The sequence below is a fragment of the Pseudomonas sp. JDS08PS003 genome (assembly GCF_045013505.1).
GTDB classification, from domain to species: domain Bacteria; phylum Pseudomonadota; class Gammaproteobacteria; order Pseudomonadales; family Pseudomonadaceae; genus Aquipseudomonas; species Aquipseudomonas protegens_B.
The window spans coordinates 2973673-2992925 of record NZ_CP120724.1 but is presented as its reverse complement, the minus strand read 5'-3'; the positions used below and the strand labels follow the sequence as shown (position 1 = coordinate 2992925).

General features: G+C 64.1%; 16 protein-coding genes. 11 read left to right on the top strand and 5 right to left on the bottom strand.

Annotated elements, in window-relative coordinates; genetic code table 11:
• The first annotated feature begins 75 nt into the window (after positions 1 to 75).
• Positions 76 to 1698, top strand: a complete 1623-nt coding sequence (locus P7C00_RS13815; RefSeq protein WP_041117679.1) for a methyl-accepting chemotaxis protein — start codon at positions 76 to 78, stop codon at positions 1696 to 1698.
• Between the two features lie 133 nt (positions 1699 to 1831).
• Positions 1832 to 3028 (top strand): HD-GYP domain-containing protein, encoded by a 1197-nt coding sequence (locus P7C00_RS13810; RefSeq protein ID WP_404939501.1) that lies wholly within the window; start codon positions 1832 to 1834, stop codon positions 3026 to 3028.
• A 3-nt stretch (positions 3029 to 3031) separates the two neighbouring features.
• On the opposite strand, the gene bkdR is transcribed toward P7C00_RS13810, so the two are convergent.
• The gene (gene bkdR, locus P7C00_RS13805) at positions 3032 to 3520 is read right to left on the bottom strand and encodes a Bkd operon transcriptional regulator BkdR (RefSeq protein WP_016963011.1); all 489 of its coding nucleotides are present in this window, start codon (positions 3518 to 3520) and stop codon (positions 3032 to 3034) included.
• A 196-nt stretch (positions 3521 to 3716) separates the two neighbouring features.
• Between bkdR and P7C00_RS13800 the strand changes: the two genes are divergently transcribed.
• The 8 genes from P7C00_RS13800 (at position 3717) to P7C00_RS13765 (ending at position 14257) form a co-directional block, all read left to right on the top strand.
• The gene (locus tag P7C00_RS13800; RefSeq protein WP_346632580.1) at positions 3717 to 4952 is read left to right on the top strand and encodes a 3-methyl-2-oxobutanoate dehydrogenase (2-methylpropanoyl-transferring) subunit alpha; all 1236 of its coding nucleotides are present in this window, start codon (positions 3717 to 3719) and stop codon (positions 4950 to 4952) included.
• A gap of 1 nt (position 4953) precedes the next feature.
• Positions 4954 to 6012, top strand: coding sequence for an alpha-ketoacid dehydrogenase subunit beta (locus P7C00_RS13795; RefSeq protein ID WP_123725672.1), 1059 nt, complete (start codon positions 4954 to 4956; stop codon positions 6010 to 6012).
• A complete protein-coding gene (locus tag P7C00_RS13790) occupies positions 6013 to 7314 on the top strand; it encodes a dihydrolipoamide acetyltransferase family protein (protein WP_404939499.1) in 1302 nt (433 codons plus the stop codon).
• A gap of 17 nt (positions 7315 to 7331) precedes the next feature.
• Complete coding sequence (gene lpdA / locus P7C00_RS13785; protein WP_404939497.1) at positions 7332 to 8723, top strand: dihydrolipoyl dehydrogenase; 1392 nt, start codon at positions 7332 to 7334, stop codon at positions 8721 to 8723.
• 293 nt (positions 8724 to 9016) lie between these two features.
• On the top strand, positions 9017 to 10036 hold the full coding sequence (locus tag P7C00_RS13780; protein ID WP_123725670.1) for a branched-chain amino acid aminotransferase: 1020 nt from the start codon (positions 9017 to 9019) through the stop codon (positions 10034 to 10036).
• Positions 10037 to 10214: 178 nt separating this feature from the next.
• Positions 10215 to 10736, top strand: a complete 522-nt coding sequence (locus tag P7C00_RS13775) for a sigma-70 family RNA polymerase sigma factor (protein WP_346632577.1) — start codon at positions 10215 to 10217, stop codon at positions 10734 to 10736.
• The gene (locus tag P7C00_RS13770) at positions 10733 to 11746 is read left to right on the top strand and encodes a FecR domain-containing protein (RefSeq protein ID WP_404939495.1); all 1014 of its coding nucleotides are present in this window, start codon (positions 10733 to 10735) and stop codon (positions 11744 to 11746) included. The genes P7C00_RS13775 and P7C00_RS13770 overlap by 4 nt, the downstream gene beginning before the upstream one ends.
• A gap of 81 nt (positions 11747 to 11827) precedes the next feature.
• Positions 11828 to 14257: a TonB-dependent siderophore receptor gene (locus P7C00_RS13765; RefSeq protein WP_404939493.1), complete on the top strand. Its 2430-nt coding sequence runs from the start codon at positions 11828 to 11830 to the stop codon at positions 14255 to 14257.
• Between the two features lie 77 nt (positions 14258 to 14334).
• Here the strand turns inward: P7C00_RS13765 and P7C00_RS13760 are convergent, their stop codons facing one another.
• The 3 genes from P7C00_RS13760 to P7C00_RS13750 all read right to left on the bottom strand — a co-directional run bounded on the left by P7C00_RS13760 (position 14335) and on the right by P7C00_RS13750 (position 17156).
• A complete protein-coding gene (locus tag P7C00_RS13760) occupies positions 14335 to 15021 on the bottom strand; it encodes a hypothetical protein (protein WP_346635833.1) in 687 nt (228 codons plus the stop codon).
• A gap of 63 nt (positions 15022 to 15084) precedes the next feature.
• Positions 15085 to 15939: a TIGR03915 family putative DNA repair protein gene (locus P7C00_RS13755; RefSeq protein ID WP_404939491.1), complete on the bottom strand. Its 855-nt coding sequence runs from the start codon at positions 15937 to 15939 to the stop codon at positions 15085 to 15087.
• Entirely contained in the window at positions 15936 to 17156 is a 1221-nt protein-coding gene (locus P7C00_RS13750; protein WP_402888377.1) for a putative DNA modification/repair radical SAM protein, read from the bottom strand. The genes P7C00_RS13755 and P7C00_RS13750 overlap by 4 nt, the downstream gene beginning before the upstream one ends.
• A 176-nt stretch (positions 17157 to 17332) precedes the next feature.
• Here P7C00_RS13750 and P7C00_RS13745 point away from each other — a divergent pair, with 176 nt between their 5' ends.
• Complete coding sequence (locus P7C00_RS13745; RefSeq protein ID WP_404939489.1) at positions 17333 to 17983, top strand: sel1 repeat family protein; 651 nt, start codon at positions 17333 to 17335, stop codon at positions 17981 to 17983.
• Between the two features lie 66 nt (positions 17984 to 18049).
• Here P7C00_RS13745 and P7C00_RS13740 read toward each other — a convergent pair whose 3' ends face one another.
• On the bottom strand, positions 18050 to 19216 hold the full coding sequence (locus tag P7C00_RS13740) for a DUF1624 domain-containing protein (RefSeq protein ID WP_404939487.1): 1167 nt from the start codon (positions 19214 to 19216) through the stop codon (positions 18050 to 18052).
• Positions 19217 to 19253 lie beyond the last annotated feature (37 nt).

The window sequence follows — 19253 nt, the reverse complement described above, 5'->3', positions numbered from 1 at the left end:
GAGTCACAGTGCTATCAAGGCGACAAGGAGTCGAAAAGAAATTGGCGGTATCACTCCAACCTGCAAGGTGCCTTTATGGTGACAAGAAACTTGAAACTGACTTCCAGGGCGCTCCTGAGTTTTGGCGCTATCTGTGTACTACTGATTGGTCTGGGGGGACTGGCGCTGTGGAAAATGGGACAGATTCACGACGCTGCACTGGACCTGCAAACCAATTGGCTGCCCAGCGTCAGGCAAGCCACGAAAATCGAATCTTCCACCTTGCGTGTGCGCCTGGAGGCCCTGCACTACGCCACTGAAAGCGAAGCCCAGAAAGGCGCATCCCTGGACAAGCTGGCTAGCCTGAAAACCATCCTGGCCCAGGCCATCAAGGACTACGAGCCGCTGGTCTCCAGCGCCGAGGAAAAAACCACCTTTGAACAGGTCAAGCGCGGCGCCCAGGACTACCTGGACAAGCTGGCGGTGCTGATCGATGCGAGCAAGACCAACACCGCGCAACAGAGCAGCGACTACATCAATCAGGTCACCGTGCCCCTGGCCAATACCCTGCAAAGCGCCATCGAGGCCCTGATCAAGATCAACGAGAGCGGTGCCGCACACTCGGCGACCGTGGCCGGCGAGCAATTCGACAGCGGCCTGACCCTGACCTCGCTGATCATCGTCCTGGCGATTGTCCTGACCATGCTCATCGCCACCCTGTTCACCCGCAGCATCACCCGCCCGGTGCAATCGCTGCTGGCCACCACGCAGAAAATCGCCGAGGGCGACCTGCGCGCCCAAGTGGAAGTCAGCGGCCAGGACGAACTCACCGACCTGCAGAAATCCACCCAGTCCATGCTCGACAGCCTGAAGTCGACCATCCGCCATATTGCCGACTCCTCCACCCAACTGGCCTCCGCCGCCGAGGAAATGAGCGCCATCACCCGCGAATCCAACGCCGGCATCCAGCAACAGAGCATGGAGACCGACCAGGCCGCCACCGCGGTCAACGAAATGACCGCCGCGGTGGAGGAAGTGGCACGCAACGCGGTGTCCGCTTCGCAGTCGACCCAGGCCTCGGAGCGTTCCGCCGGGCTGGGCAAGGAGCGGGTCGAGCAGACCATCCACTCCATCGAAAAACTCACCGGGACCGTGGAGAACACCCGGGTGGAAATGGCCGGCCTGGCCCAACAGGCCCAGGACATCACCAAGGTCCTGGACGTGATCCGCGCCATTGCCGAGCAGACCAACCTGCTGGCGCTCAACGCCGCCATCGAGGCTGCCCGGGCCGGCGAGCAAGGCCGCGGGTTTGCCGTGGTAGCCGATGAAGTGCGGGCCCTGGCCCACCGTACCCAGCTCTCGACCCAGGAAATCGAGCAGATGATCCAGGGCATCCAGAACGGTTCGAGCAAGGCCATGCTGTCGATGCAGCAAAGCAGCGAGGATGCCAGCCAGACCCTGGCCATCGCCCACGAGGCCGGCGCCGCCATCGGCCATATCGCCCAGGCCATCAGCGAGATCAACGAACGCAACCTGATGATCGCCACCGCCTCGGAGGAACAGGCCCAGGTGGCGCGCTCGGTGGACCAGAACCTGATGAGCATCCGCGACCTGTCGCTGCAAAGCTCCTCCGCCGCCAGCCAGACTTCCATCGCCAGCAGTGAACTGTCGTCCCTGGCGGTGAGTCTGAACAAGCTGGTGGCACGCTTCTCCCTGTGAGACGGGCCGAGGCCCGGTAAGACGTCAGGTAGAAAAAGCGGTGGCGCTGTTCGCCGGCCAGCCGGCTCCTACACGGGTCTGTAGGAGCCGGCTGACTGGCGATGGCCGACTGCCCTGAAAGGGAGTGCTGTTGATGCTCAAACTGATTTCGATCCATCAGCTGCAGATGGGCATGTACATCCATCAATTCTGTGGTTCCTGGCTGGACCACTCCTTCTGGAAGGCAGGCTTTGTGCTCAAGAGCACAAGCGATTTGCAACGCTTGCGTCAATCCAATATCGATAGCCTGTGGATCGACTCGGACAAGGGCCGCGATCTGCCGGAGGAGCATCCGCCCGCTACGGCCGTTGCCGAGCCGCTGTTTCGCAGCGATGCACCGCTGCGGGTCGAACGAGCCGACGAAATCCAGCGCGCACTCAAGCTCTGCGCCCACTCGAAACAGGCCGTCATGAGCATGTTCCAGGAGGTGCGCATGGGCAGGGCCATCGAGCTGGTGCAGGTGGACGATCTGGTGCACGACATCTCCACCTCCCTGCTGCGCCATCCCGATGTATTGATCAGCCTGGCCCGGCTCAAGACTGCCGACGATTACACCTACATGCACTCGGTGGCGGTATGCGCGCTGATGGTGGCGGTGGCCCGGCAACTGGAGTTGCCGGTGACCCAGGTGCATCAGGCCGGGGTCGCCGGGCTGCTGCACGACATCGGCAAGCTGACGGTTCCCGACAGCATCCTCAACAAGCCGGGCAAACTCTCCGCCGAGGAATTCGAACGGGTCAAGCAGCACCCCACCGCCGGGGGCGCGATCCTGCGCCAGCACCCGCAGCTGGATGCGCTGGTGCTGGACGTGTGCCTGCATCATCACGAAAAGATCGACGGCAGCGGTTATCCCCACCGTCTGGCAGGCGAACAGATCAGCCTGTTCGCGCAGATGGGCGCGGTCTGCGATGTGTATGACGCGGTGACCTCGACTCGCCCCTACAACCGTGGCTGGGACCCGGCCGAAGCGCTGCAGCGCATGTCCGGCTGGACCGGGCATTTCGCGCCCCGGGTGTTCCAGGCCCTGGTGAAAAGCGTCGGCATCTATCCCGTGGGTTCCCTGGTGCGCCTGCACAGCGGGAAACTGGCAGTGGTCCTGGAGCAGCACCCGGACTCGCTGCTGGCGCCCAAGGTCAAGGTGTTCTTCTCCACCCGCTCGAAAATGCCCCTGCCACAACGGGTCCTGGATCTGTCTCGGCTCCAGGGCCAGGAGCGCATCGTCGGCCGTGAAGCCCCGGAAGACTGGGACTTCAAGCAGCTCGATCAATTGTGGAGCGAAATCCCCGCCTGAGCCTCAGGTGCCCAGGGTCAGGCCGTTGGCCGGCAGCGGCAGCGCGGTCTTGTAGCGCACCTGCTTGAGGGCGAAGCTGGAGCGGATATTGGCCACCCCCGGCACCTTGGTCAAAAAGTCCATCATGAAGCGCTCCAGGGCCTGGATGGTGGGCACCAGCACCCGGATCAGGTAGTCCGGATCACCGGCCATCAGGTAGCACTCCATGACCTCCGGGCGATCGGCAATGGCCTCCTCGAAGTGCTGCAAGGCCTCTTCCACCTGCTTCTCCAGGCTGACGTGAATGAACACGTTGACGTGCAGCCCCAGGAGGTCGGCGTCCAGCAGGGTCACCTGCTCGCGGATCAGCCCCAGCTCCTCCATGGCCTTGACCCGGTTGAAGCAGGGCGTGGGAGAAAGGTTCACCGAACGGGCGAGGTCGGCGTTGGTGATGCGGGCATTCTCCTGAAGACTGTTGAGAATGCCGATGTCGGTACGGTCCAGTTTGCGCATGAGACAAAACAACCTGTTTTTTATGTTTATGCAGATTTTTTATCTGCAAATAACTTCCAGCGCAATGAAACAGAGATAAATATTCTCCTACGCCCGGCCTATGATGTTTGTAGGACAAGATTTCTTTTATCCAAAGAATGACTGTCAGCTAGCGCGCCCAATTACAAGAAATCCACAAGATCGAGCGTAGAAAGCCATGACCACAGCGTATGCACCGCTACGCCTGCACGTTCCCGAACCCTCGGGCCGTCCCGGCTGCAAGACCGACTTCACCTACCTGCGTCTGAACGACGCCGGCCTGGCCCGCAAACCCCCTATCGATATCGAACCTGCCGACTGCGCCGACCTGGCCCGCGGCCTGATCCGTGTGCTCGACGATCAGGGCAACGCCCTGGGCGAATGGGCCGACGAGGTGCCGCTGGAGATCCTCCGCCAGGGCATGCGCGCCATGCTCAAGACGCGGATCTTCGACAACCGCATGGTGGTCGCCCAGCGCCAGAAGAAGATGTCCTTCTACATGCAGAGCCTGGGGGAAGAAGCCATCGGCAGCGCCCAGGCCCTGGCCCTGAACATCGACGACATGTGCTTCCCCACCTACCGCCAGCAAAGCATCCTGATGGCCCGGGAAGTGCCCCTGGTGGAAATGATCTGCCAGCTGCTGTCCAACGAGCGCGATCCGCTCAAGGGGCGCCAGTTGCCGATCATGTACTCGGTGAAGGAATCCGGGTTCTTCACCATCTCCGGCAACCTGGCGACCCAGTTCGTCCAGGGTGTGGGCTGGGGCATGGCCTCGGCTATCAAGGGCGATACCAAGATCGCCTCGGCCTGGATCGGCGACGGCGCCACCGCCGAATCGGACTTCCATACCGCCCTGACCTTCGCCCACGTGTACCGGGCGCCGGTGATCCTCAACGTGGTCAACAACCAGTGGGCAATCTCCACCTTCCAGGCCATTGCCGGGGGTGAAGCCACCACCTTCGCCGGACGCGGCGTGGGCTGCGGCATCGCTTCCCTGCGGGTCGACGGCAACGATTTCATCGCGGTCTACGCCGCCTCGCGCTGGGCCGCCGAACGCGCCCGTCGCAACCTCGGCCCGACCCTGATCGAGTGGGTCACCTACCGCGCCGGCCCCCACTCCACCTCCGACGACCCGTCGAAATACCGACCGGCCGACGACTGGAGCCACTTCCCCCTGGGCGATCCGATTGCCCGCCTCAAGCAGCACATGATCAAGATCGGCCAGTGGTCCGAAGAGGAACACGCCGCGGTCAGTGCCGAGCTCGAAGCCCAGGTCATCGCCGCACAGAAGGAAGCCGAGCAGTTCGGCACCCTCGCCGGCGGCCAGATCCCCAGCGCCGCGACCATGTTCGAGGATGTCTACAAGGACATGCCCGAGCACCTGAAACGCCAACGCCAGGAACTGGGGATCTGAGATGAACGATCACAACAACAATATCCAGCTGGAAACCGCCATGACCACCACCACCATGACCATGATCCAGGCCCTGCGCTCGGCCATGGATGTGATGCTCGAGCGTGACGACAACGTCGTGGTGTTCGGCCAGGACGTGGGCTACTTCGGCGGCGTGTTCCGCTGCACCGAAGGCCTGCAGGCCAAGTACGGCACCTCGCGGGTCTTCGATGCACCGATCTCGGAAAGCGGCATCGTCGGCGCGGCCATCGGCATGGGCGCCTACGGCCTGCGCCCGGTGGCGGAAATCCAGTTCGCCGACTACGTCTACCCCGCCTCGGACCAGATCATTTCCGAAGCCGCGCGCCTGCGCTATCGCTCCGCCGGCCAGTTCACCGCGCCCATGACCCTGCGCATGCCCTGCGGCGGCGGCATCTACGGCGGCCAGACCCACAGCCAGAGCATCGAGGCGATGTTCACCCAAGTCTGCGGCCTGCGCACCGTGATGCCGTCCAACCCCTACGACGCCAAGGGCCTGCTGATCGCCTCCATCGAAAACGACGACCCGGTGATTTTTCTCGAACCCAAGCGCCTGTACAACGGCCCGTTCGACGGCCACCACGACCGCCCGGTAACCCCCTGGTCGAAACACCCGGCGGCCCAGGTGCCGGACGGCTACTACAAGGTGCCGCTGGATGTGGCCGCCATCACCCGTCCGGGCAAGGACGTCACCGTCCTCACCTACGGCACCACCGTCTATGTGTCGCAAGTGGCGGCCGAGGAAACCGGCATCGACGCCGAGGTCATCGACCTGCGCAGCCTGTGGCCCCTGGACCTGGACACCATCGTCAAGTCGGTGAAGAAGACCGGCCGTTGCGTGGTGGTGCATGAAGCCACCCGTACCTGCGGGTTCGGCGCCGAGCTGGTATCGCTGGTGCAGGAACACTGCTTCCACCACCTGGAAGCCCCGATCGAGCGCGTCACGGGTTGGGATACGCCGTATCCCCACGCGCAGGAGTGGGCATATTTCCCAGGGCCGTCCCGAGTGGGCGCGGCGCTGCAACGGGTCATGGAGGTCTGAATGGGCACGCACGTTATCAAGATGCCGGACATCGGCGAAGGCATCGCGGAAGTAGAACTGGCGCAGTGGCACGTAAAAGTCGGCGACCAGGTAGTGGAAGATCAGGTCCTGGCGGACGTGATGACCGACAAGGCGATGGTGGACATCCCTTCCCCGGTGCACGGCACGGTCATTTCCCTGGGCGGTGAGCCCGGTGAAGTGATGGCGGTGGGCAGCATCCTCATCAGCATCGAAGTCGAAGGCGCGGGTAACCTCAAGGAATCCGCCCAGGCAGCCGCACCGGCGGCAAAAGAGCCGGCAGCTATTAATAAGCCAGCGGCTGCCGCGCCAGTGGTCGAAGCGCCGAAGGTGGAAAAAGCCGTCGTCAGCCAAACCGCCTGCCGCGCAGCGCTCAAGGCACCGGTGGCCCGGGAAGCCGACGAGCGTCCGCTGGCCTCGCCGGCGGTGCGCAAGCACGCCCTGGACCTGGGCATCCAGCTGCGCCTGGTGCAAGGCAGCGGCCCGGCCGGGCGCATCCTGCACGAAGACCTGGACGCCTACCTGGCCCAGGACAGCCAGCCGCTCAAGGGTTACTCGGCGCCGGGCGCCGGTTATGCCGAACGCCACGACGAAGAGCAGATCCAGGTGATCGGCATGCGCCGCAAGATCGCCCAGCGCATGCAGGAATCCAAGCATCGCGCCGCGCACTTCAGCTACGTCGAGGAAGTGGACGTCACCGCCCTGGAAGAGCTGCGCATCCACCTCAATGAAAAACACGGCGCCACCCGCGGCAAGCTGACCCTGCTGCCGTTCCTGGTGCGAGCCATGGTCGTCGCCCTGCGCGACTTCCCGCAGATCAACGCCCGCTATGACGACGAGGCCCAGGTCATCACCCGCCTCGGCGCGGTGCACGTCGGGGTCGCCACCCAGAGCGACGTCGGCCTGATGGTGCCGGTGGTGCGTCACGCCGAAGCCCGCAGCCTGTGGGGCAATGCCGAGGAAATTTCGCGCCTGGCCAAGGCCGCCCGCAGCGGCAAGGCAGCCCGGGATGAACTGTCCGGTTCCACCATCACCCTCACCAGCCTCGGCGCTCTGGGCGGGATTGTCAGCACGCCGGTGCTGAACCTGCCGGAAGTGGCGATTGTCGGGGTCAACCGCATCGTCGAACGGCCGATGGTGATCAAGGGCCAGATCGTGATCCGCAAGATGATGAACCTTTCCAGCTCCTTCGATCACCGGGTGGTCGACGGCATGGACGCTGCGCAATTCATTCAGGCCATTCGCGGTCTGCTCGAACAACCCGCCACGCTGTTTGTGGACTGATCATCAGAGGAGCAGGCATGCAACAGACTCTCAATACTCAACTGCTGATCATCGGCGGCGGCCCTGGCGGTTACGTGGCGGCGATCCGCGCCGGCCAGCTGGGCATTTCCACCATTCTGGTGGAAGGCCAGTCCCTGGGCGGTACCTGCCTGAACATCGGCTGCATCCCGTCCAAGGCGCTGATCCACGTCGCCGAGCAGTTTCACCAGACTCGCCACCACAGCCAGGGCTCGGCCCTGGGCATCGAAGTGGCAGCGCCGACCCTGAACATCGGCAAGAGCGTGGAATGGAAAGACGGCATCGTCGACCGCCTGACCACCGGAGTCGCCGCACTGCTGAAGAAACACAAGGTCCAGGTGATCCATGGCTGGGCCAAGGTGATCGACGGCAAGACCGTGGAGATCGAAGGCTCGGACACGCGCATCCAGTGCGAGCACCTGCTGCTGGCCACCGGCTCGAAAAGCGTCAACCTGCCGATGCTGCCCCTCGGCGGGCCGATCATCTCCTCCACCGAAGCCCTGGCGCCCAAGACCCTGCCCAAGCGCCTGACCGTGGTCGGCGGCGGCTATATCGGCCTGGAGCTGGGCATCGCCTATCGCAAGCTCGGGGTCGAGGTCAGCGTGGTGGAAGCCCAGGAACGCATTCTCCCGGCCTACGACGCCGAGCTGACCCAGCCGGTGCTCGAATCGGTGAAGCAGTTGGGGATCAAGCTCTACCTCAAGCACAGCGTGCTGGGCTTCGATGCCGCCAGCAGCAGCCTGCAGGTGCGCGAGCCCAACGGTGACACCCTGAACCTGGCCACCGAGCAGGTGCTGGTGGCCGTGGGTCGCAAGCCCAACACCCAGGGCTGGAACCTGGAAAGCCTGAACCTGGACATGAACGGCGCGGCGATCAGAATCGACAACCGTTGCCAGACCAGCATGCGCAATGTCTGGGCCATCGGCGACCTGAGCGGCGAGCCGATGCTGGCCCACCGGGCCATGGCCCAGGGCGAGATGGTGGCCGAGTTGATCGCCGGCAAGCAGCGCGAATTCAACCCGGCGGCGATTCCCGCGGTGTGCTTCACCGACCCGGAACTGGTGGTGGTGGGCAAGACCCCGGACGAGGCCTGCGCTGCCGGCCTGGATTGCATCGTCAGCAGCTTCCCGTTCGCGGCCAATGGCCGGGCCATGACCCTGGAATCGAAAAGCGGTTTCGTGCGGGTGGTGGCCCGAAGTGACAATCACCTGATTGTCGGCTGGCAGGCCGTGGGGGTCGGGGTGTCCGAATTGTCCACGGCGTTCGGCCAATCCCTGGAAATGGGCGCGCGCCTGGAAGACATCGGCGGCACCATCCACGCCCACCCGACCCTGGGCGAGGCGGTCCAGGAAGCGGCGCTGCGGGCATTGGGCCACGCCTTGCATCTGTAACCATTCAAGGGGCACACAGGACAGTGCCCAGGTAGGAGCGCGGCTGGCCCGAAAGGGCCGGCAGGGATCGCCAAGCGTTCGCGCCGTGGCCTTCGCGAGCAAGCTCGCTCCTACCGGGGGTGTTACGGGGGCTGTTGCAGGGAGGAACGCTTCATGAGCAGGCCAAGTTTTTTGCGCACCCTCCCATCGTCCGGGATGCGGTACGCCCCCGGAATGCAGTATTGTTGTGCCCATCCAAAAAAACGTCAGAAGCCTTGAGCCGTTGCGACGGTTGTTAAGCGATAGAGGGTGTCATGGGTAACGAAAGCATCAATTGGGACAAGCTGGGTTTTGACTACATCAAGACAGACAAGCGCTATCTGTCGCACTGGCGTAACGGCGAGTGGGACGCAGGCACCCTGACTGAAGACAACGTGCTGCACATCAGCGAGGGCTCCACTGCCCTGCACTATGGCCAGCAATGCTTCGAAGGCCTGAAGGCCTACCGCTGCAAGGACGGCTCGATCAACCTGTTCCGTCCCGACCAGAACGCCGCGCGCATGCAACGCAGCTGCGCCCGCCTGCTGATGCCACAGGTGTCCACCGAGCAGTTCATCGAGGCCTGCAAGGAAGTGGTCCGTGCCAACGAGCGCTTCATTCCGCCATACGGCACCGGCGGCGCGCTGTACTTGCGTCCGTTCGTGATCGGCGTGGGTGACAACATCGGCGTGCGCACCGCTCCCGAGTTCATCTTCTCGATCTTCTGCATCCCGGTCGGCGCCTACTTCAAGGGCGGCCTGACTCCGCACAATTTCCTGATCTCCAGCTACGACCGCGCCGCGCCACAAGGCACCGGCGCCGCCAAGGTCGGCGGCAACTACGCCGCCAGCCTGATGCCCGGCTCCCAGGCCAAGAAGGCCAGCTTCGCCGACTGCATCTACCTGGACCCGCTGACCCACAGCAAGATCGAGGAAGTAGGCTCGGCCAACTTCTTCGGCATCACTCACGACGATAAATTCGTCACCCCGAACTCGCCGTCGGTACTGCCGGGGATCACCCGCCTGTCGCTGATCGAGCTGGCCAAGACCCGTCTGGGCCTGGAAGTGGTGGAAGGCGACGTGTTCATCGACAAGCTGGCGGACTTCAAGGAAGCCGGCGCCTGCGGTACCGCGGCCGTGATCACCCCGATCGGCGGCATCCAGTACCAGGACAAGCTGCACGTGTTCTACAGCGAAAAGGACGTCGGCCCTGTCACCCAGAAGCTCTATAAAGAGCTGACCGGCGTGCAGACCGGCGACGTGGAAGCGCCAGCGGGCTGGATCGTCAAGGTCTGATTCGCCCCGGCTGCAACCCAGCCCGCCCCTGCTTGCCAGGGGCGGGCTTTTTCATGCCGGCGATTTGCTTCGTCGACTTATTCCCTACTCCGTTGAGACTTTTCTTGCCGAGGCCGAGCAGCGATCTATATGATAAGCGTTATCATTTGCAACCTCTCTGCCACGGTAATGTCTCGCCATGTCTTTACCCGTTCAAGCCAGTGCCTGCGATCTGACCCAGCTGTATAGCCAGCAGCACCAGTGGCTGAAAAACTGGCTGCGCCTGCGCCTGAACTGCTCCCACAGCGCCGCCGACCTGGCCCAGGACACCTTCCTGCGCCTGCTGGCAAAACCCGAGCCGGTACAGATCCAGGCACCGCGCAGCTTCCTGGCCAAGGTGGCGCAGAGCGTATTGAGCAATCACTACCGGCGTCAGAAGCTGGAGCGGGCCTACCTGGAAGCCTTGCAGCACGTCCCCGCGCACGTGGTGCCGGACCTGGAAACCCAGGCCATCCTCCTGGAAACCCTGATGCAGCTGGACGCGGTGCTCGAACGCCTGGAGCGGCCGGTGCGCCAGGCGTTTCTCTGGTGGCAACTGGATGGCCTGGGCCATGAGCAGATCGCCGAACGGCTGCAAGTCTCGGTCACCACGGTCAAGCGCTACATCGTCAAGGCCGGTGCCCAGTGCATCCTCCTCGACGACCGCCAGGACCTTTCATGAACTCGTCTCAGAACAGCATCGGCAGCAACGCTGGAAACAGCCATGCCCTGAGCATCGACCTGGAGATGGCCGAACAGGCCATGCAATGGCAGCTCGACCTGCAAGAGCCTGACGTCAGCCCCGCTACCCTGGCCGCCTGGCAACGCTGGCGCCAGGCCCATCCGCTGCATGAAAAGGCCTGGCAACGGGCCGAGGCCCTGACCCAGCGCCTGCAACAGGTACGCAGCCAGGGCCACAGCGAACTGGCTCGCGCCACCCTGGCACCGAACCTTGCACGCCGCCGCGCCCTCAAGCACCTGGGCCTGCTGCTGGTGGCCGGCGCCGGCGCCTGGGCCGCACGAGACACCGCTCTGGTGCAGGACTGGAGCGCCGACTACAGCACTCGGGTCGGGCAACAGCGTCGTTTCACCCTGGCGGACCAGACCCAGGTGCAACTCAATACCGACTCCGCGATTGCCGTGCGCTTCGACCAGCAGCAACGACGCCTGACCCTGCTGCGCGGTGAAATGCTCCTGACCCTGGCTCGGCAATCCTCGCTCCAGCCCTTGCAGGTGGAAACCGCCGAGGGCTGGATCGAGGCCACGGCCGCTCGCTTCAGCGTGCGCCAGCAGGCCGGCCGTACCGAGCTGGCGGTCTACCAAGGCAGCCTGACCCTGCGCCCCCGTGACGGCGGGCAGCAGACGCTGTCCCTGGCGGCCGGCGAACAGGCGCGTTTCAACCGCCACGGCCTGCTGCTGCGCCAGGCGCAAAACGCCCTGCAACCGGCCTGGAGCCAAGGCATGCTGGTGGCCCAGGGCCAACCCCTGGGGGAATTTCTCGAAGAGCTGGGACGCTATCGCCACGGTCATCTGGCCTGCGATCCGCGTCTGGCGCACCTGCCGGTATCCGGCACCTTTCCCCTGGCCGATACCGACCGCGTGCTGGCCGCCGTGGCCGACACCCTGCACCTGGAAGTGCGCCAGTTCACCCGCTATTGGGTGACCCTCAAACCCCGCGCCACGCTGGGATAAAAAATATCTCATGCAGGTGGTCTGTTTTTCGCGCTCGCGAGACTTAACCCCCAGAACATTCATTTGTATGGGGAGCAACACATGTCATTCGCCGTAAAGCTGCGCCGCCACAAAGCCTTTTCACTCAAGCAGAACCTGGCGGGCGCCATCGCCCAGGGCCTGGTCTGCCTGACCGGCGGCACTGGCGCTGCACTGCTGCCGGCCTGGGCCCAGGCGGCGCAACAGACCCAGGTGGAGTTCGACATCGCCCCGGGCAACCTGACCGGCGCCCTCGCCCGCTTCGGCCAGACCGCGCACATCCTCCTGTCCTACCCGGCGAGCCTGACCGAGGGCCGCAGCAGCCCCGGCCTCAAGGGCCGGCATGATGTCGACAGCGGCCTGACACTGCTGCTCGGCGGCACCGGCCTGCAAGCGGTGCGCGGCGCCAATGGCAACTATTCCCTGGAAGCCCGCAGCAGCGGCACCAGCCTGGAGTTGAGCCCGGTCTCGATCTCCGGCAAGGCCCCCGGTTCCACCACCGAGGGCACCGGCGAATACACCACCTACTCCTCCAGCAGCTCGACCCGGCTCAACCTGACGCCTCGGGAAACCCCGCAGTCCATCACGGTGATGACCCGCCAGCGCATCGACGACCAGAACCTCAGTACCTTGACTGACACCCTGGAAGCCACCCCGGGGATCATCGTCACCCGCGACGGCCTGGGGGCGGAAACCGACAGCTACTGGTCCCGGGGCTTCGCCATCCAGAACTACGAGATCGACGGCGTCCCCACCAACACCCGCCTGGACAACTACTCCCAGAGCATGGCCATGTACGACCGGGTGGAAGTGGTGCGTGGCGCCACGGGCCTGATCAGTGGCATGGGCAACCCGGCCGCCACCATCAACCTGATCCGCAAGCGCCCCACCAGCGAAGCCCAGGCCAGCATCACCGGCCAGGCCGGAACCTGGGACCGCTACGGCGGTGGAGTCGACGTTTCCGGCCCGCTCACCGACAGCGGCAATGTCCGCGGGCGCCTGGTGGCCGACTACAAGACCGAAAGCGCCTGGGTCGACCGCTTCAAGCAGCAGACCCAGCTGATGTACGGCATCACCGAGTTCGACCTCAGCGAAGACACCCTGCTGACCCTGGGTTTCAGTTACCAACGCACCGACGTCGATTCACCGCTGCGTACCGGCCTGCCCACACGCTTCAGCAGTGGCGAGCGCACTCACTTCAAGCGCTCCACCAACACCGCGCCGGACTGGTCCTACAACGATCACCAACAGACCAGCTACTTCGCCTCCATCGAGCAACAACTGGGCAACGGCTGGAGCGGCAAGATCGAGTACACCCACGCCGAAAACCAGTTCGACGAGGTGTTCAACTTCGCCATGGGCCAGGTGCACAAGGACGGCAGCGGCACCACTCAGTTGCCAGTACGCTTCTCCGGCACACCGCGCCAGGACAACCTCGACCTGTACCTCACCGGCCCCTTCAACCTGTTGGGCCGCGAGCACGAACTGATCGGCGGCATGACCCTGTCCCAGTACAAGGAACGCACCCCCGGCTGGGGCAGCTGGCGCTACGACTACGCCGCGTCCCCGGCCGGGGTCATCGACGACCTGGACGGCTGGGACGGCCATTCGCCGAAACCGGACTTCAACGTCAGCGGCAAATCGTCGATCGATGAAAACCAGTACGCGGCCTACCTGACCTCGCGCCTGAGCCTGACCGACGATCTGTCCCTGATCCTCGGCAGCCGGGTCATCAACTGGAAACGCGACACCCACGAGCGCCCCTACGGCGGTGCCGAAAGCGAGGTCAATCGCGCTGAAAACGGCGTGTTCATTCCCTACGCCGGGGTGGTCTACGACCTGGACGAGATCTGGTCGGTGTATGCCAGCTACACCAGCATCTTCAACCCCCAGGCCTCCTGGGTGCGCAGCGAAGACAACAAGCCCCTGGACCCGATGGAGGGCAAGGGCTACGAGGTCGGGATCAAGGGCAGCCACTTCGACGGTCGCCTGAATTCCAGCCTGGCCCTGTACAAGCTGCAGCAGGACAACCTGGCAATCTGGAAGCACGACAACGTCTACAGCGCCGAACAGGACACTACGTCCAAGGGCGTGGAACTGGAGTTCAACGGCGAACTGGCCGAAGGCTGGCAGGCGTCCGCCGGCTACACCTACTCGGTCACCACCAACGCCGACAACCAGCGGATCAACACCGGCCTGCCGCGCAACAGCTTCAAGACCTTCAGCAGCTACCGCCTGCACGGCCCGCTGGACAAGCTGACCGTCGGTGGCGGGATCAACTGGCAGAGCAAGGTCGGCAACGACCTGCACACCTTCACCCAGGGCAGTTACGCGGTGACCAACCTGATGGCCCGCTACGACATCAGCCGCAACCTCAGCGCCTCGCTCAATCTGAACAACCTGTTCGACCGCGAGTACTACAGCAACGCCGGCCTGTACGGTAACTACGGCGCACCGCGCAACCTGATGACCAGTTTCAAGTACAGCTTCTGAGGCCGGCCCGGCCCCAGGCACGTTGAGTGGTCATACTGCAGTCCCGCCTTCGCCCCGGCGAAGGCGGGACTGCCAGGCTAGAGCCGGCTATCCAGCAGCTCCAGCACCTGTTGCCAGCCATTGACGACCAGAAGCGCCGTCTGCGCAGCCATGAAGGTATAGAGACAACTGACCACCAGCACCGAGAGCTCGAACCAGACGAACATCGGCCAGTTGCTGGCACGCAAGGGCCGCCCGCGCATCAGCTCTTGCACCTTGTTGCGTGGAAGGTGATAGACGATCTGGAAAATCTTCGTCTCGCGAAAGTTGCTGACCACGCTGTACACCAGGGCCACCACGGTCACCCCGGCCATCCACCAGAACATCATGAACTGCACGGTATTGTGCTGACCCTGGTTGAGGCTGAGGCTCTGCTGAAAAAAATGCAGACCAATCCCCGAAACCAGTGGCAGCACGATGCCGAAGTAGATCAGCAGCCCCAGGCAGGCCATGGCGAGGCCACTGCTGAAGACACAGGCGCGGATCACCCGGGCGAGAAAGCCTGGAGAAAACTTCGAGTAAGCCCGCTGCGTTTCAATCACCAGCAAGGGGATCAGCATAGTCAGTACCCCGACCGCAATATCCACCCCCTTGAAGCCCGTCCTGGGCAACAGTAACGCCGCCAGGAACGTCATCCCGCGACTCCCTAATCGCCATAGCATCTTGGCGTCGTCAGTCACCCCCTTCGACCAGAACTCCTCGGTAATCCCCTTGCCGTCATCCATGCCTTCATCCATTGAGCATCTGCCTCGTGGTGCAAAGCCGTGCATTGTCATCTAGCGCAGCGGTCACTGCCCAGTGCCCGGGCTGCGAGCCTCGCCAACGCGCTTGCCACGCCGCGCCGCCACCGGGCTGGCCTGGCCATCGCGCTGCTTGCCATGGCGAGCCTCGCTGATCAGCGCCGGAATCAGCGGCCCTTCCGGCAGGTGTTTCCAGAAGCGGGCCGGCAGGTGCCCCTGCATGACCTTGGGATTGAGTCGCGCCGGGTTGAAGATGTGACTGTAGTAGGCCAGCCACAGGTCGCCTCCGGGGTCTTCGACAGGCTGTGCAAGTTGCTGCCAGGCAATGGGGCACTGACGTTGATAGAGCAGGTCCCGGCCATCGAAATACACCCCGTCCCGGGGCGTGGCGATCATCCAGCGGTGGCACCCCATGCGCCCGATAAAGTGCTGGCTGGCGCTGGCCAGGATGTCGTGGGCCGGCTCGTGCCAGGCGACGAACTCCGGCTGTTGCGCCAGGCTCGAACGCCCTTCGGCCAGGCGCACGAATCGTACGAAGGCATGCAGGTGATGAGCCTCGCGGTCCACCTGCTTGATCCGCCGCTGCAACTCGCTGCCCAGTTGATCGCCGCTGAGCATGGCGGTGCGGTCGCCGTGGCTGACCCGCCACAGCACCTCGTACAACAGGTTCCAGCGCTGCTCGCCGCGATAGGCCGCCGCCCGCTCCAGCTGTTGCAGCAGCGCCAGGGGAATCCGCGCCTGGAACGGCCCGGCTTCCAGAGGCAGCTCCTCATCACTGGCAAACAGATCGGTTACCCGGGGGCCGGACCAGTTGACCCGGCTCGGATCGACGGAATGACTGAGCAGCCAGCGAGCCTGCTGGCGCCAGGTGTCGAACCAGTCGTCGCAGTCCAGGCTGATCATCCCCAGAGCCCCATCTGCTGCGGTTGGGGACGGTCCCGCAGTTGCTGGTAGAGCAAGGCGCTGCTGCTTTCGGCCTGCTGGGGGTGGTAGTCGCTGGTGATGAAGAACGGCTTGGCCTTGCTCAGCACACAGCGCATGCGCGCCAGGTCCTCATAGCGGATGCGGCGCTCGCGACGCAGCTCCACCAAGCGCTGGGTGGTACGCAGGCCGATCCCCGGAATGCGCGCGATCAAGGTGGGCTCGGCGCGGTTCAGGTCCAGGGGAAACACGCTGCGGTTAGCCAGGGCCCAGGCCAGCTTGGGGTCGATGTCCAGGGCCAGGTGCCCGGGGCCCTGAAACAGTTCATTGGCACTGAAGCCATAGCCCCGCAACAGGAAGTCCGCCTGGTACAGACGGTGCTCGCGCATCAGCGGCGGCGCGGCCAGGGGTACGCTTTTCGGGCTGTTGGGAATGGGACTGAACGCCGAGTAATAGACCCGCCGCAGGCGAAAGTCGCCATACAGGGCCTCGGCACTATGGAGGATGGTGCTGTCATCGGTGTCGTCGGCGCCGATGATCATCTGCGTGCTCTGCCCCGCCGGGGCGAAGCGCGGGGCCCGAGGCTCGTTGCGCACCGTCTGCTCGCCGGTATAGATGGTGCCCATGGCCCGTTTGATCGAGCCCAGCTGTTTTTCCGGGGCCAGGGTCTTCAGACCCTCATCCGTAGGCAGTTCGACATTGACGCTGAGACGATCGGCATAACGCCCGGCGGCCTCGATCAGCAGCGGGTCGGCGTCGGGAATGGTCTTGAGATGGATGTAGCCGCGGAACTCGTGCTCTTCACGCAATAGCCTCGCCACCTGCACCAACTGCTCCATGGTGTAGTCCGCCGAGCGGATGATCCCGGAGCTGAGGAACAGCCCGCTGACACAATTGCGCCGATAGAAATCCAGGGTCAGGCGCACCACTTCCTCGGGGCTGAAGCGCGCCCGGGGCACATCGCTGGAACGGCGATTGACGCAGTACTGGCAGTCGTAGAGGCAGAAGTTGGTCAACAGCACCTTGAGCAGCGAAACGCAGCGTCCGTCCGGGGTATAGCTGTGGCAGATGCCCATGCCGTTGCTCGAGCCCAATCCGCCCTTGCCTTCCGAGCTGCGCTTGGGCGCGCCGCTGCTGGCGCAGGAAGCGTCGTACTTGGCGGCGTCGGCGAGGATGCTCAGCTTGTCGATCAATTGCATGGCGAGGCTCGAATACTGTTTTTATATACAGTACAGAGTAAAAGCCCGGGACCACAAGAGAGTGGCCGGAGGCAAAATGAAAAAAACCTCTCGCCACCCCATCGGCAGCCTGGAGCTATTGGTGAAAATCCTTAAGATACGCACGCGCCCATGACCTCTGGAAAGGACTCTGCCCCATGCCTCGTCTCTACCGTTTCTGCCTGTTCGGCATGGCCCTGCTGTCGAGCCTTGCCGCCAATGCCGCGCCCACCGACCAGGAACTGATCGACGCCCTGTACGCCAAAGTCCAGGCCCGGCAGGACTGGCAAGCCCAGGCCAGGCAATGCCCCAGCGACAACATGCCGGCCAGGACCGCGACACGGGCCACGCAGGCCAACCGCTGCGAAACCCCGGAGCAGCTGGGGGCCTGCCTGCAGCGCTGCGAAACCGGCGACGGCAACGATTGCTACTGGCTGGCAACCACCCTGCAACAGGCCAAAGGGCCCGCCGCAGGCTATGAACCGCTGTACCAGCGCGCTTGCAGCCTGGGCCTGGTCTCCGGCTGCACCAACCGCGCCGCCGGTATGCTCACCGCCGACGCCGACAACCAGGCCACCCGGCACTGTGCGGTGCAGACCTTCAACAAGGCCTGTGAACTGAATGATCCCTGGGCCTGCACCATGTACGGCTTCCACCTGAGCCGGGGCATAGGCGTAGCGCCCGACGCCGATCTGGCGCTGAAGGTGCTGGATAAATCCTGCAAGTACGGCCCCGCCGACCCGGCCTGCAGCGGGGCTCGACAGTTGCAGGAAGAGATCCGCGAGGCCATTCGGGCGGCGCGGCCCTGACCGCGATCGGGGGATGCTTGCGCCGGCCAGCCAGCTCCTGCGGGAGACGTGCCGGCGAACGATCCCTTAGAAATACTTCAGCCAGGCCAGGTCCCGGCGCCGAGCCTTGAGTCGGGCGAAGGCCCGCACCGGTGGGTACAGTGCCACGGCCAAGAGCAGCGTGATCAGCCACAGCCACCCCAGCGAATCGAAGCCAAAATAGGCCCCGTGGTTACGTCCCAGCAGCGCCACTGCCAGCAGATACAGGCCCTTGAGTACATACAAGTGCAACAGGTAGAAGAACATCGGCGCTGCGCCAAACACCCCGAGCACCCGTATCAAACGGCTGTCCTGAGGCCGCTCCAGGGCCCGCAGCACAAGCAGCCCGGCGCCCAGGGTCAGGGCAATGAACAGCAGCGACGGCGGGTATTTGGTGATATTGAAAAAGCTCATCAGGGTTTGCACCCAGGTATCGCCATTGACCCAGGGCCGCTCGCCATAACCGTTGAACAGCCGCAGCCCGATGAACCCCACCAGCGCCGCCAGCCCCCACAGCAACAGACGCCGCTGCCGCTGAGCAGCCTCGGCTTCGCGAGCGAACCAGGGGCCCAGGGCATAACCCAGGCCGATCACGCCGATCCATGGCAGCAGTGGATAGGAGGTCCGCAGGCGCAGCCCCTCGCCCCATTCGATCCAGCCGCGATCATGGAGGATCGCCCAAGGCACGTGCAGCGCCTCGCCCGGGGCGAAGTGCAGCCCATCCAGCAGGTTGTGCCCGCCGATCAGCAGCAGGCTCAGGCCCAACAACAGCGCCCGGGGCAGCCACAACAATGCCGACAGCGCCAGCATGCTCAGGCCGATGACCCAGATCACCTGCAGGTAGATCAGCGTCGGCGGAATCTGCCCGGTCCAGGCGAAGTTCACCAGGGTCAGTTCCAGCACCACCAGGAACAACCCACGCTTGAACAGGAAGGCGCTGGCATCTGCCCGATGAGCGTGCTTCTGGGCAAACAGATAAGCCGAGAGCCCGGTGAGCAGGACAAACACCGGAGCGCACAGGTGTGCCAGGGTGCGGCTGACAAATAACCCGGGCTCGGTAGTGGCCACGTCCATGGGATCGCTCACCTGCCGGTGCAGGAAGAAGGTTTCCCGAACATGGTCCAGAAGCATGAACAGCATCACCAGGCCACGCAGGGCATCGATGCTCAGCAGCCGGGTGCCGAGGCTCGCGGGAGGGTTGGATAAAGAGCTCATAAGGAGGGATCGCAGCGTCAGGTTCGAAGGGTCGGTA

Bases quoted from the DNA above. Each gene is read 5' to 3' on its own strand.
- P7C00_RS13815 (WP_041117679.1), top strand. From the start codon at position 76: ATGGTGACAAGAAACTTGAAACTGACTTCCAGGGCGCTCCTGAGTTTT.
- P7C00_RS13810 (WP_404939501.1), top strand. From the start codon at position 1,832: ATGCTCAAACTGATTTCGATCCATCAGCTGCAGATGGGCATGTACATC.
- bkdR (WP_016963011.1), bottom strand. From the start codon at position 3,520: ATGCGCAAACTGGACCGTACCGACATCGGCATTCTCAACAGTCTTCAG.
- P7C00_RS13800 (WP_346632580.1), top strand. From the start codon at position 3,717: ATGACCACAGCGTATGCACCGCTACGCCTGCACGTTCCCGAACCCTCG.
- P7C00_RS13795 (WP_123725672.1), top strand. From the start codon at position 4,954: ATGAACGATCACAACAACAATATCCAGCTGGAAACCGCCATGACCACC.
- P7C00_RS13790 (WP_404939499.1), top strand. From the start codon at position 6,013: ATGGGCACGCACGTTATCAAGATGCCGGACATCGGCGAAGGCATCGCG.
- lpdA (WP_404939497.1), top strand. From the start codon at position 7,332: ATGCAACAGACTCTCAATACTCAACTGCTGATCATCGGCGGCGGCCCT.
- P7C00_RS13780 (WP_123725670.1), top strand. From the start codon at position 9,017: ATGGGTAACGAAAGCATCAATTGGGACAAGCTGGGTTTTGACTACATC.
- P7C00_RS13775 (WP_346632577.1), top strand. From the start codon at position 10,215: ATGTCTTTACCCGTTCAAGCCAGTGCCTGCGATCTGACCCAGCTGTAT.
- P7C00_RS13770 (WP_404939495.1), top strand. From the start codon at position 10,733: ATGAACTCGTCTCAGAACAGCATCGGCAGCAACGCTGGAAACAGCCAT.
- P7C00_RS13765 (WP_404939493.1), top strand. From the start codon at position 11,828: ATGTCATTCGCCGTAAAGCTGCGCCGCCACAAAGCCTTTTCACTCAAG.
- P7C00_RS13760 (WP_346635833.1), bottom strand. From the start codon at position 15,021: ATGGATGACGGCAAGGGGATTACCGAGGAGTTCTGGTCGAAGGGGGTG.
- P7C00_RS13755 (WP_404939491.1), bottom strand. From the start codon at position 15,939: ATGATCAGCCTGGACTGCGACGACTGGTTCGACACCTGGCGCCAGCAG.
- P7C00_RS13750 (WP_402888377.1), bottom strand. From the start codon at position 17,156: ATGCAATTGATCGACAAGCTGAGCATCCTCGCCGACGCCGCCAAGTAC.
- P7C00_RS13745 (WP_404939489.1), top strand. From the start codon at position 17,333: ATGCCTCGTCTCTACCGTTTCTGCCTGTTCGGCATGGCCCTGCTGTCG.
- P7C00_RS13740 (WP_404939487.1), bottom strand. From the start codon at position 19,216: ATGAGCTCTTTATCCAACCCTCCCGCGAGCCTCGGCACCCGGCTGCTG.